The sequence below is a fragment of the Kitasatospora sp. cg17-2 genome (assembly GCF_054031055.1).
The window spans coordinates 8,710,901-8,723,185 of sequence record NZ_CM132923.1 but is presented as its reverse complement, the minus strand read 5'-3'; the positions used below and the strand labels follow the sequence as shown (position 1 = coordinate 8,723,185).

The following is a 12,285-nucleotide window of genomic DNA, read 5'->3' as shown; positions in this document are numbered from 1 at the left end:
CCCCGGACCCGAATCCAAGGGTCCGTTCGGCCGGCCGGTCCCCGGTCCGAGGAACGGTGCGGAGGTCGGTGCGGGTGGGCGGTCGTCCGACGGGCCGGCAGGCGCGGTCGTCGGGCCGGACCGCGCGGGTCGGCGCGGGAATGCGGTGCGGAAATGCGGCGCGGGAATTGCGGTGCGGGAAGCGGACCGTCACGCCGCCCGGGGTGCGGGCGGGTTCGGGTCAGCAGGCCCGGCCGCACCCCCTCGCTCCCCTCGCTTCATCCGGCGCGCGACAAGGAGCCCTTGGCATCGATCATCCGGGCCGGGAGGCCGACGAGTTCGGCGGAGCCGCTGCGGTTGTGGCGCTCCTGCCACTGCTCCAGGGCGCTGCGGCAGGCGTGGTCGAGGTGCCGTACGCCGGCCAGGTCGAGGCGGACCGGGCGGTCCGCCGGCAGGCCCTCCAGGGATTCCAGGGTCTCCAGCAGCCGGGGCAGCCGGAGGAAGGTGGCGTTGCCGTGGAGGGTCACCCGGACCGCGCCGTCCGGGAGTTCGGTGACGGCGACCTGGAGGTGGGAGGTGTCCCAGGCGCTCTTGAGCACGGCGAGGAGGAGGCCGAGCAGGACGCCTTCGAGCAGGTTGGTCAGCACGATGGCGATCGCGGTGACGGCGAGGATCCCGGCCTCGCCCCGGTCGGCCCGCCAGAGCGGCCGCAGGGCGCGCAGCGGGACGAGCTTGGCCCCGGCGTGGACCAGGACGCCGGCCAGCGCGGCGAGCGGGATGACCGAGAGGGCGGCGGGGACCAGTGCGGCGAAGAGCAGCAGCCAGACCCCGTGCAGGACCCGGGAGGCCTTGGTCCGGGCACCGGCCTGGACGTTGGCCGCGCTGCGGACGATCACGGCGGTCATGGGAAGGGCGCCGAGCAGGCCGCAGACCGTGTTGCCGACGCCCTGGGCGAGCAGTTCGCGGTCGTAGTCCGTGCGCGGGCCGTGGTGCAGGCGGTCGACGGCGGCGGCGCTGAACAGGCTCTCGGCGGAGGCGATCAGCGCGAAGGCGAACGCCGTGCCGAGCACGCCGAGGCTGCCGAGTGCGGCGAGGTCGGAGGCGCCGGGCAGATTGACCACGCCGGCCAGTCCGGCCACCTCGATCCGCGCGACGGGCAGGTCGAACAGGGCGGTGACGGCCGTCGCCCCGGCGACGGCGGCGAGCGGTGCGGGGACCACCCGGACCCGGGCGGGCAGGCGCGGCCAGAGCAGCAGGACCGCGATCGTCCCGGCGCCGATGGCGGCGGCGGCGAGCGCACGGCCGCTCCCGGCGATGTCGACGACGAGGCCGGGGAGTCCGGCGAGTTTGGCGGGGCCGCCGGTGGGGCCCTTGATGTCGGCCAGCGCGTAGAGCTGACCGGCGATCAGGATCAGGCCGATGCCGGCCAGCATGCCCTGGACGACCGAGACGGAGATCGCCCGGAAGAGCCGGCCCAGGCGGGCGGCGCCCATGGCGAGCTGGAGCAGGCCGGCCGCGGCGGTGATCACGCCGAGGGTGGCTATGCCGTGTTCCTGGACGGCGGCGAGCACGAGGACGGTCAGCCCGGCGGCGGGGCCGGACACCTGGAGGCTGCTGCCGGGCATCAGCCCGGTCACCAGGCCGCCGACGATGCCGGTGACCAGGCCGAGTTCGGCCGGTACGCCGGAGGCGACAGCGACGCCCACGCAGAGCGGGAGCGCCACCAGGAAGACGACGAGGGAGGCAGGGAGGTCGGAGCGCAGAGTGCTCAGCCGAAGGGCGGGACGACGAGTCATCGGGTCCTCGGGAGAGTAGCGGGATTCGGACGGCGGTGGTGCGGTGAGCGGTGGTGCGGCGGCCCGTGCTGGGTGGGCCTCACAGCGGGAGGAACAGACCGGTGTCGGCACGGTGCTCGAGCACCAGGCCGGTGTGGATCTCGTAGAACCAGCCCCGCAGTCGGATCCGCCCCTCGCTCAGCCGCCGGGCGACGGCGGGATAGCCGCGCAGCCGGTCGAGCTGGGCGAGGACGTGCCGCTGCACGGGGCCGGCGACGGTCGGGTCGAAGACCTCGGCCTCGTCGGCGCGGAGCACGGCCCGGTCGGCGTGGCGCAGCCAGGAGCGGACGGCGGGCACCACACTGAGGTCCTCGCCGCGGACCACGGCGCCGACGGCACCGCAGTGCGAGTGGCCGCAGACCACGATGTCGCGCACGCCCAGCACCTCGACGGCGTACTCGACGGTCGCGGTCTCCCCCGAGGCGCCGTCGGCCCGGTAGACGGGGACGATGTTGCCCGCGGTGCGGAGCTCGAAGAGGTCGCCGGGGTCGGCGTTGGTGATCAGGGCCGGGACCACACGGGAGTCGGAGCAGGTGATGAACAGGGCCTGCGGACTCTGGCCGGCCGCGAGGCCGGTGAGTTCGCGGCCGGTGTCCCCGGCCCGCTGCGGAAAGGCCCGGGCCCGGTCGATGAGCGGTTCCATGAGGGTGATCGCCTCCTTCGGTGACGTCAGGTGAAGCCCCGTTCACCTGACGTTGCGTCAAGAGCGAGTAAAACATGGGTATGGGGCGAGCAAAAGCGGGTTTTGAGCACAGAGTGTGCCGATCCGGTTAACATCCTGTTGCCTCGAACGAAATGACACCTTCCACTACGGAAGTCGCAGGTCAAAGGGCATGGACCGGCCGATCGGCAGTCGGCGCACAGCATTTGCCGCGCGCCCCTCCAGCCACCGCGCGCCCTCTGCGCACACTCCTGGTCCACCGCCGTCCGGGGGAACGGCCGGAACCCGCCCGGAACGCGCGCGGCCCGCCGCCGGAACATTCCGGCCGTTCGGCGGATCAGAGTCCGGGAGGCCGACGCGCGGGCGTCGGCCCCGGGGGCGAGGGGAGCCGGGCGGGCATGACAGGGATCGACATGGGCGCGGTCGCGGCCGACACCACCGCCGTCCTGGAGCGGCTCGGCGCGGCGGCGCGGGCGCGCGGGCTGGCCGGGACCGCCGAACGACTGGTCGAGGCGGTGCGGCGGCTCGCGGACGGGCGGATCGTGGTCGTGGTCTGCGGCGAGTTCAACCGGGGCAAGTCCAGCCTGGTCAACGCGCTGGTACGGCGACCGGGGCTGCTGCCGGTGGACGTGCTCCAGACCACCAGTGTGGTCACCACGCTGGCCTGGGGGCCGCAGGACGCGGCGACCGTGCACCTCCGGGACGACAGCGGCGGCGTGCGCCAGCAGGAGGTCCCGTTCACCGAACTGGCCGACTACGTCGCGGAGAGCGCCAACCCCGGCAACCGGCTGCGGGCCGAACTCCTCGACCTTCGGCTGCCGTCCGAGGCGCTGACCGGCGGCACCGTGCTGGTCGACACCCCGGGCATCGGCGGGGTGTTCCCCGAGCACACGGCGGTGACCACCGCGTTCCTGGCCTCCGCCGACGCGGTGGTGTTCGTCGGCGACATGACCTCGCCGCTCTCCGCCGCCGAACTGCGCTTCCTCCGCCGCGCCGTGGCGGCCACCGCCGCCGCCGAACCCCCGGCCACCGAATCCGCGGCCGCAGACCCCGCGGCGGCCGCCGACCCCGCCGGTCCGGGTGCGCCCGGGTCGGGCGGACTGCTGGTGGTCCTCACCCGCGCCGACCAGGCCGACGCCGAGACCCGGCGGGCGATGCTCGACAACACCCGCGCCAAGCTCGCCGACCTGACCGGCGGCAGGGACGGCGGCCCCGCCGTACTGGCGGTGTCGACCCGCGCCCGGCTGCGCCACCTGGCCGCCGCCGGGACCCGGCCGGACGCGCCCGCCTCCCCGGACGGGACCGCCGACCCCACCAGCGGGTACCCCGCATTCGAATCCGCACTCCGGGGGCTGCTGCGCCGCCGCCGGGCGAGCCTGCTGCTCGCCCGCCCGCTGGCCGAGGCGGACGCCGCCGTCACCGCCCTGCTGCAACCCCTGGAGGCGGAGCGGGAGGCGCTCACCCGGGAGACCGACGAGACGCTGGCCCGGCTGCGGGCCTCGGCCGAGGCCGGCCAGCGGGAGGCCGCCGGGGCCCGCCGGTCCGGCGCCGAGTGGCGCACCGAACTCCGCACCGAGCTGCGGAAACTCCGCAACGCCCTGACCGGCTCCCTGCACGACGACCTGGACGCGGTGTGGGAGCGGATCTGCAACGAACTGCTCCACGAGGAGTCCCTCCAGGACGACCCGGACCGGCTGGCCACCGAGGTGGCCTCCGCCTACGCGGCGGTGGCCGGTGCGACCGCGCACCGCGCCGAGTCCGAACTCCGCACCCTGGTCGCCGACTTCGCCCGGCAGCACCGGATCGGGATCGGACCGGTCGGGGAAGGGCGGATCGCCGCGCCCGAACCGGTCCGACTGGACCCGGACCTGGGCTCCGGCCGACCCCCCGGGCCGATGATGCCGGTGAGCCGGGACGGCTCGTTCGGGGCCTCGATGGGCGCCGCCGTCGGCGGGATGCTGTTCGGGCCGGCGGGCGCCGCCGTCGGCGGCGCGATCGGCCTGGTCGCGGGTCTGCTGCGCGGCCTCGGGGCGGTCCGGGAGCAGGAGCTCCAGGCCCGGCGGCGCAACCTGCGCGACCAGCTGACCCTGGTCCGCTCGCGCCAGCAGCGGGTGATCACCGAGGGGCTGCGGAGCCTGCTCGACACCGCGGCGGAGCAGGCCGAGCGGGAGCTCGACAGCCTGCTGCGCCAGCAGGACGAGAGCGCGCAGGAGACCGTGACGCGGCTGCGGGCGGCGGCGGACAGCACCCGCGCCGAGGCCGGGGCGCGGCACAAGGTGCTGACCGAGGAGCACGCCGCACTGGTCGCGGCCGGGCGCGAGGTGGCCCGGCTGGCAGCGCTGGTCGCCGAGGTCGTCGACGGGGCGCACGCGACGGCGGACGAGGACGACGGGGCGGACGCCGCGAACGGGAAGGACGTCGCGGACGTCGCGAACGGAGAGAACGGGGAGAACGGGGAGAACGGAGCCGGTGGCGGCCCCGAGGTGGCGGGGCAGTGACCGCCGCCGACCTCCGCCGGGCCGCGCTGGCCGTCCTCACCGGGGCGGCCGGGGCCGAGCACCTGCCCGAGGAGTTCCGGCGGGCGCTGGCCGAGCAGGCCGAACGGCTCGCCGCCCCGTTCGCCGTCGCCCTGGTCGGCCGGGTCAGCAGCGGCAAGTCCACCCTGGTCAACGCCCTGCTCGGGACCAGGCTCGCCCCGACCGGGGTGACCGAGCTGACCATGACGGTGAACCGGTTCCGGTACGGCGATCCGGCCGCGCTGGCGGTGCACTTCGAGGACGGCACCGTGGTCCACCACCCGGACCTGTCCGCCCTGGAGGCCCTCACCGTCCGAGCCGCCGACGACCCCCGGCAGCAGGAGCTGCTGCGCCGGATCGACCACCTGGAGACCGCCTTCCCGCACCCCGCCCTGGCCGGCACGGAGATCGTCGACACCCCCGGACTGGACTCCGCCACCGGCCCCGAGTCCGCCGCCACCCTGCGGCTGCTCGGCCGCACCGCGAGCGGCGTCACCGAGTCCACCGTGACCGAGGGCGCCCGGGCCGACGCGCTGGTGCTGACCTTCACCGAACGCGGTGTCCACCGGGAGGAACTCCGCCTCACCGCCGACTTCCTGGCCCGGGTGCCCGGCCTCGGACCGCTCAACACCGTCGGCGCGCTGACCAAGACCGAGCTGTTCTGGGACCCGGCCGACTGCCCGGACCCGTTCGTGCCCGCCCGGCGGGTCGCGGACCAACTGCTGCGCACCGCCGGGGCGTCCCGGCTGCTGTACACGGTGGTGCCGGTCGCGGGCCTGCTCGCCTCGGGCGCCGCCGAGCTGGACGCCGCCGACCTCGCCGACCTGACCGCGCTCGCCGCGGGCTGCGAACCGCACCGGCTGGCCGAACTCGCCGCGGAGGCCGACCGGTTCACCGCGGCGGACGGCGCGCTGCCGCTGCCCGCCGCCGCCCGGGCCCGGCTCTACCGGCGCTTCGGCGGCTGGGGCGTGGCGACCGCGCAGCGGCTGGTCCGCGACGGCGCCACCGGGGCCGGGCCGCTGCGCGCCGAACTGCTCCGGCTCTCCGGCCTCGATGCGCTGCGCGCCGTACTCCGCGACCACTTCGCCGGGCGGGCCGACCTCATCAAGGCCGCCCGGGCGTTCCGCACCGTGCCCCGGCTCGCCGAGCGCACCGCCGCCGGGCGGCAGGCCGAACCGGCCCGCGCCGTCGCCGCCGTGGCCGGCGCGTTCACCGCCGTCGAGCTGCGGCACGGCCAGGCGTACGCCGAACTGCGCGCGCTGCGGGACCACTTCGAGGGACGGCTCGACCTGCCCGCCGAGCAGGTGGCCGAACTGCTGCGGGTCACCGGCGAACACGGCGGCACGGCGGCGGACCGGCTCGGCCTGCCGCCCGGCACGGACCGCGCGGCGCTGCTGGCCGCCGCCCGCTCCCGGCTGGACCACTGGCACCGGGTGCTCGCCGCGCCGACCGTCCGCGGTCCGGCCCGGCAGGCCCAACTGACCGTCCGGGACGCCTACGAGGCGCTCCACCACGACCTCTCGCGATCGGAGCAGTCCAGGTGAGCAAGAAGTCCCACCGGGGCGGGGCGGACGAGCCCCAGGAGGACCCGGCACCACTCGGACCGGTCCTGGTCGTCGACTTCGGCACCACCACCACCCAGGCCGCCGTGGTCGAGGACGGCACGGTCCGGATGCTGCACGAGCCGGCCACCGGCGCCGCGTCCTGGCCCTCGGCCGTGCTCGCCGACGGCTCCGGCGGCGTCCTGGTCGGCGCCCCGGCCGAGCGGGGCAAGCGGCTCCACCCGCTGCGCTACCGCGCGGAGATCAAGCGCGACCTGGGCAGCCGGGTGCCGCTGCTGCTCGACGGCGCGAGCCACTCCGCGACCGATCTGGTCGCGGCCGTGCTGCGGGCCGTCGCCGCCGAGGCGCACCGGGTGCTCGGCCGCGCCCCCGAGCGGACCGTGCTCACCGTCCCGGCCGGGGGCGGGCCGGAGGACGCCCGGCGGCAGGCGATGCTGGCGGCCGCCGAGGCCGCCGGGCTGGCGCGGGTCGGCCTGCTGGCCGAACCGCTGGCGGCGGCCTGGGCCCCACCGGTCGGCGAGCCGTTCCCCGTGGGCGCGACCGTCCTGGTGCACGACCTCGGCGGCGGCACCTTCGACGCGGCGCTGGTCCGGATCGGCGCCGCAGGACCGGAGTTGCTCGCCCACGGCTCCCTCGACGACTGCGGCGGGCGGGACCTCGACGTCGCGCTGCGCACGGAGCTGGGCCGGCGCCACCCGGGCCCGAACGCGGACGCGCCCGGCGCCGACGAGGCCACCGCCCGGCGAGCAGCTCTCGACCTGGACACCTTCGTGCGCGAGCTGAAGCACGGTCTGGCGATGGCCGAACGGGTCGAGGACCTCGCTCCCGACGGCGCCGTCGTCGCCCTCGACCGCGAGACCCTGCGCACCGTGGCGGCGGAGGTCCTGGAACGCACCGTCGAGAGCTGCCGCGCCCTGCTGCGCGTCGCGGCCGCCCCGCGGGACGCCGTTGCGGTCGGCCCCGACGGCACCGCCGAACGCACCACCCCGCTCGACGCCGTCCTGGTGACCGGCGGGACCATCGCCCCCGACGGCACCGCCGAACGCTCCACCCCGCTCGACGCCGTCCTGGTGACCGGCGGGACCAGCCGCAGCCCCGTGGTCCGCGACCTGATCGAGGAGGCGTTCGGGGTGCGCGTCCGCCAGCCCGAGGACCCGCAGCTGACGGTGGTGCGCGGCGCCGCCGCCTGGGCCGCCCTCACCGCCGCCCGCGACCTGCGCCCGGTGGTCCGCAAGCCGGGCACGGAGCCGCTGGCCTGGGACGTGCCGGACGGCTCCGCCGTCTTCCTCGGACCGGTCGTCCGCGAGGGCGCCCGGTACTCGGCGGGGGCGGTGCTGGCCGACGTGCGCGCGTCGACGGGGGCCGTGCACCGGCTGCGGGCCCGGCACCCCGGTGAGCTGGTGCGCTGGCACGCCGACCCGGGCGCGCGGTTCCGCTCCGGGGACTGGCTGGCCACCAGCGTCGAGGCTGTCCCGCAGGCCTTCCTGCCCGAGTGGCGGCACGCCTTCGCCGACCTGAGAACCGTCGGGTGGACGCCGAGTGGCGCGCTGCGGATCGCCACCGCGAGGTCCGTCCACGAGTGGACCGGCAGGACCGAGGTCCGCCTGCTCACGACGTTCAGAGCCTCCCGCGGGGGCCTGTGGTTCTCCCCCGGCTCCGAGACACTGTTCCGGGCCGACGACAAGCAGCAGAGGGCCACGGTGCACCCGCTGGACACCGATGGGGAGACCGACGGGACGCCGGCTGTGATCAACCTGCTGCCGGGGAACACCTCGCGGCACGACCAGCTGTGGCGAGCCGTCCCCGTCGGACCGGACCGCCTGCTGGTGGTCGTCGCCCGCAACGCGGCGGGGTATCCGACGTACGAGATCTGGACCGTGGGCAACGGTCGCACCGCGCGCCTCCTCACCGACCTGCGTCAGCAGCAGGTCGGGCCCGATCTCGGCCGCTGCGCGGGCTCCGACGAACTGGCGTGGAGCGTCGACCAGAGGAGTACCCGGATCTTTCCCTGGCTGGAGAACGGGCCGACCCCCAGGGGCGTGGCCTGGGCCGCCTCCAAGCGGCCGCAGCGGACCGCCGTGCACACCGAGCGCCCTCCGGCAGAGTTGTCCGCCGACCTCTGCACGGTGCGGCTGGGCGACAGGACCCTCGGAACGCGACCTGTGAGCGTCCTGGAGTTCGCCCCCGACGGCCAGCACCTGGCGCTCGGCCTCGACAGCGGCTGGGCTCTCGTGGTGGACAGCGAGAACCTCACCGTCGTCGCCGAACTCCCGCACTCCAGCGGCGGTTTGCATACCCTGGCCTGGTCCCGCGACAGCTCCGCGCTGGCCCTCGAGGGTGACGGAAAAGTCACGGTGTGGCGGCGGGAACTTTCCGCTCCGCACCGGGGTCTATGAACCGTCAGGCGCCGCCCGCCCGTCGCATCCGGCCGTCGGGGGCGCGCCTGTGGGGGGTCGGTGTTGCGGTACACGAGGTCGCCGGACCTGACGGGTCTGGGCGACGAGGAACTCGTCCCGCGCGCGGTCGCCGGCGACCGGTGCGCACTCGAAGAACTCCTGCGCCGGCACCGCACCACGGTGCTGACCGTCTGCGCGGGCATCACCGGCAACCGCGAGGACGCGCTGGACGCCTGCCAGAACGCGCTGATCCGGGTGGCCGGCGCGATCGGCTCGTTCCGGGCGGAGGCCCGGTTCACCACCTGGCTGCGGACGATAGCGGTCAACGCCGCCCGGGCGGAGCTGGCGCAGCGCAAGCGGCGGCCGTACCCGGTGCTGGACGAGGCGCTGCCGGTCGAGGCGGTGCGGGCGGTGGACGGCAGTGTCACGGATGTGGTGCGGGTCCAAGAGGCCCTGGCCGCACTGGACGTGGACTTCCGGGCGGTGGTGGTGCTGCGGCACCTGTGCGGGTGCGGCTACGAGGAGATCGCGGAGGTGCTGGGGATCCCCATCGGCACCGTCAAGAGCCGTCTCGCGCGGGCCCGGCAGGAGCTGGTGAGACTGCTCCGGCCGGACTGAGGGGGATCCGGAATCCCGGACCGAGGGGGATCCGCACGACACGCCCGAGTGGGAGGAGTCCCCGGTGGAGGCATCCCCGTTCAGCCAGGAGCGCCCGTTGAGCCAGGAGCGCCCGTTCGGCCAGGAGGACCCCGGCCGGGACCGACCCGACGCCGACCCGGTGCTCGCGCCCGGGACGGTGGCCCGGCTGCACGCCCTGCTCACCGCCGTACCGCTGCCGGAGGTCGACGACGGGACGTGGCGGCGGCTGGTCGCCACCGCCCTCGGCCGGCCCGGCACCGACGGCCCGACCGACCCGACCGACCCGCCGCACCGTCCCGACCCGCCGCACCGTCCCGACCCGAAGGACCCCCGGTGACCCGTGAACCCGTCCTCGCCGTCGACTTCGGCACCTCCACCTCCGCCGCCGCACTGGTCGCCGACGGCCGGGTGCGCCTGATCAAGGAGCCGTCCGGCGACTCCTGGGCCTGGCCCTCCACCGTCTCCTGGGACGGCACCCGGCTGCTCGTCGGCACCCCCGCCGAGCACCGCCGGGCCGTCCACCCCGCCTCCTTCCGCAGCGAGTTCAAGCGCGACCTCGGCGAACGGGCCCCGCTGCTGCTGGGGGACGCCTCCTACCGGGCCGAGGACCTGGTGGCCGCGCTGCTGGCGGCCGTGCGCGGCGAGGCCGAGCGGCTGCACGGCCAGGCCGTCACCCGGGCCGTGCTGACCTACCCCGCCTCCTACGGTCCCGGCGACCCGCGCCGGCGGCTGCTGGTCGGCGCGGGCGAGGCGGCCGGCCTCACGGTCGTCGACCTGCTCGCCGAACCGGTGGCGGCGGCGCTCGCCCCGGTCGCCGGGCCCGCCCTGGAGCCCGGAAGCCTGGTCCTGGTGCACGACTTCGGCGGCGGCACCTTCGACGCCGCGCTGCTCCGGATGCCGCCCCCGGACACCTCGGCCGAGGCGGTGGAGGTGCTGGGGCACACCGCGCTGGACGACTGCGGCGGCCACGACATCGACGTGCTGGTCGCCGAGGAGCTGGTCCGGCTCGGCGGCGACCGGCTCACGGCCTGGCTGCGCCCGGGCGGGGCGGCGAAGGGGTCCGGCGACGCGACCGACCGACTCCGGCGCGAGGTCGAACTCGCCGACCTCGCGCACCGGTTCAAGCACCGGTTGAGCGTCGAGGCGGAGGTCGACGACTACCTGCGCTCCGCCGGGCTGCCCACCGCCCTCGGCCGGGACCGGCTGGCCGAACTCGCCGCCCCGCTCGTCGCCCGGACCGTCGCCCGCTGCCGGGAACTGCTCGAACGATGCGGCCAGGCCCCGGACCGGCTCGCGGCCGTCCTGCTGGTCGGCGGCAGCACCCGGATGCCCGCCGTCCGCGACGCCCTGGCCGAGGCCTTCCCCGGGCTGCTGCGCAGCGTCGAGGACCCGGAGCTGGCCGTCGCCCAGGGCGCGGCGGCCTGGGCCGGGCTCGCCACCCGGCGCTGGTCGGCCGCCGAGCGGCCCAGCGCCGCCTCGGTCCCGCTCGGCTGGCGGCTGCCGGGCGACTCCGGCCGCCTGCTGCGCTGGTACGTCGCGCCGGGCGGGGAGTTCGCCGGGGACGCCGTGCTCGCACTGGTACGGCTGGCCGACGGCGGGCTCTGGGAGCTGCGCGCCGACGGCCGGCCGGGCACCGTCGCCCGACTGCACGTCGCGGAGGGAGCGCCGGTGTCGTCCGGCGACTGGCTGCTGACCACCGGACGGGCGGCCGGGCTACGGTCCGCGCGCGCCGGGAACGGCGGCGGCGCGAACGTCCGGCCGCGTTGGGAGGAGGCCGCGCCGCTCCGGGCGCGGGTCCGGGCGCTGCCCGAGCCGCTTCCGGTCGGTCGGGTCGTACCGGTCCCGGGCGAGGTGCCGAGGCTGCTCACCCTGCACGGTGAGGAGCTGGTGTGCTGGGACGTCCTGCCGGACGGCCCGGTCCGGCGCTGGGCGCGACCGGCCGTCGGCTGGCTCCTGGCCACGAGCGCGGACGGAGCGTCGGCCGTCGTCGTCCCGAAGGCCGGCGGCCGCCTCGACGTCGTGGAGGTGGGGACCGGCACCGAGCTGGCCCAGGTCCCGGTCCAGGGCAGCGTGCTGGGGGCGGCCCTCTCGGCCGACCGCGCCCGGCTGGCCTACATCGACCAGCAACGCTGGCTGCGGATCGTCACGTTGGAGGACGGATCGGTGCCGACCGAGTCCCACCTGGCGCGCTTCACGATCCACGGCTTGCCGGTGTTCTCCCCCGATCTGGAGTACACCGCCTTCGTGACGAACCAGTCCGTCGTCCTCTGCGACGCCTCCGGGCGCTACATCGAGACCCCCGCCCAACTCACCTCCTCCGACCAGCGGGTGCTCCGTCCGCTGCCGAGGTCGGCCGGATTCGTGTCCGGCTCCACCGACGTCACCGCGGTGGACGTCTGGAGCCTCGGCGGCTACGCGGCCCGGCTGCGGGACCCGGCCCTGGCCAAGGCGGCCCACCTCGCGATCGACCCGGACGAACGCCTGCTCGCCGCCGCCGACCTGGCCGGCTGCGTCTCGGTCTGGGCCCTTCCACCGTCCGACGGCGAACTCCCGGGCCAACTGCTGGAGTCGGCGCGGCCGACGCACCGGATGAAGCTGCCTTCCGCGCCGCTGTGCCTGGCCTTCGGCGCCGACGGCACCACCCTGCACGCCGCCACCGACCGTGAACTCCACAGCTGGGACCTGGAGAAGGAGTGA

The 12,285-nt window shown here is 76.2% G+C and carries 8 protein-coding genes; 6 read left to right on the top strand and 2 right to left on the bottom strand.

The features are described from left to right. Nucleotides 1-257: 257 nt before the first annotated feature. Together ACW14Y_RS36665 and ACW14Y_RS36660 are read right to left on the bottom strand one after the other, a co-directional pair. Entirely contained in the window at nucleotides 258-1,775 is a 1,518-nt protein-coding gene (locus tag ACW14Y_RS36665; protein ID WP_380389788.1) for a SulP family inorganic anion transporter, read from the bottom strand. 79 nt (nucleotides 1,776-1,854) lie between these two features. Further along, complete coding sequence (locus tag ACW14Y_RS36660; protein WP_380306364.1) at nucleotides 1,855-2,457, bottom strand: carbonic anhydrase; 603 nt, start codon at nucleotides 2,455-2,457, stop codon at nucleotides 1,855-1,857. A gap of 416 nt (nucleotides 2,458-2,873) precedes the next feature. Here ACW14Y_RS36660 and ACW14Y_RS36655 point away from each other — a divergent pair, with 416 nt between their 5' ends. The 6 genes from ACW14Y_RS36655 (at nucleotide 2,874) to ACW14Y_RS36630 (ending at nucleotide 12,285) form a co-directional block, all read left to right on the top strand. After that, nucleotides 2,874-4,973 (top strand): dynamin family protein, encoded by a 2,100-nt coding sequence (locus ACW14Y_RS36655; protein WP_456984914.1) that lies wholly within the window; start codon nucleotides 2,874-2,876, stop codon nucleotides 4,971-4,973. Continuing rightward, nucleotides 4,970-6,535 carry a dynamin family protein gene (locus ACW14Y_RS36650; protein WP_456984913.1) on the top strand — a complete coding sequence of 522 codons (1,566 nt, stop codon included), beginning with the start codon at nucleotides 4,970-4,972 and terminating at the stop codon, nucleotides 6,533-6,535. The genes ACW14Y_RS36655 and ACW14Y_RS36650 overlap by 4 nt, the downstream gene beginning before the upstream one ends. Then, the gene (locus ACW14Y_RS36645; protein WP_456984912.1) at nucleotides 6,532-8,949 is read left to right on the top strand and encodes an Hsp70 family protein; all 2,418 of its coding nucleotides are present in this window, start codon (nucleotides 6,532-6,534) and stop codon (nucleotides 8,947-8,949) included. Before ACW14Y_RS36650 ends, ACW14Y_RS36645 begins: the two co-directional genes overlap by 4 nt. A 63-nt stretch (nucleotides 8,950-9,012) precedes the next feature. Further along, on the top strand, nucleotides 9,013-9,567 hold the full coding sequence (locus tag ACW14Y_RS36640) for an RNA polymerase sigma factor (protein WP_402722573.1): 555 nt from the start codon (nucleotides 9,013-9,015) through the stop codon (nucleotides 9,565-9,567). Nucleotides 9,568-9,631: 64 nt separating this feature from the next. Next, nucleotides 9,632-9,925 (top strand): hypothetical protein, encoded by a 294-nt coding sequence (locus tag ACW14Y_RS36635; RefSeq protein ID WP_456984911.1) that lies wholly within the window; start codon nucleotides 9,632-9,634, stop codon nucleotides 9,923-9,925. Then, nucleotides 9,922-12,285, top strand: a complete 2,364-nt coding sequence (locus tag ACW14Y_RS36630) for an Hsp70 family protein (protein ID WP_456984910.1) — start codon at nucleotides 9,922-9,924, stop codon at nucleotides 12,283-12,285. The genes ACW14Y_RS36635 and ACW14Y_RS36630 overlap by 4 nt, the downstream gene beginning before the upstream one ends.

Bases quoted from the DNA above. Each gene is read 5' to 3' on its own strand.
- ACW14Y_RS36655 (WP_456984914.1), top strand. From the start codon at position 2,874: ATGACAGGGATCGACATGGGCGCGGTCGCGGCCGACACCACCGCCGTC.
- ACW14Y_RS36665 (WP_380389788.1), bottom strand. From the start codon at position 1,775: ATGACTCGTCGTCCCGCCCTTCGGCTGAGCACTCTGCGCTCCGACCTC.
- ACW14Y_RS36660 (WP_380306364.1), bottom strand. From the start codon at position 2,457: ATGGAACCGCTCATCGACCGGGCCCGGGCCTTTCCGCAGCGGGCCGGG.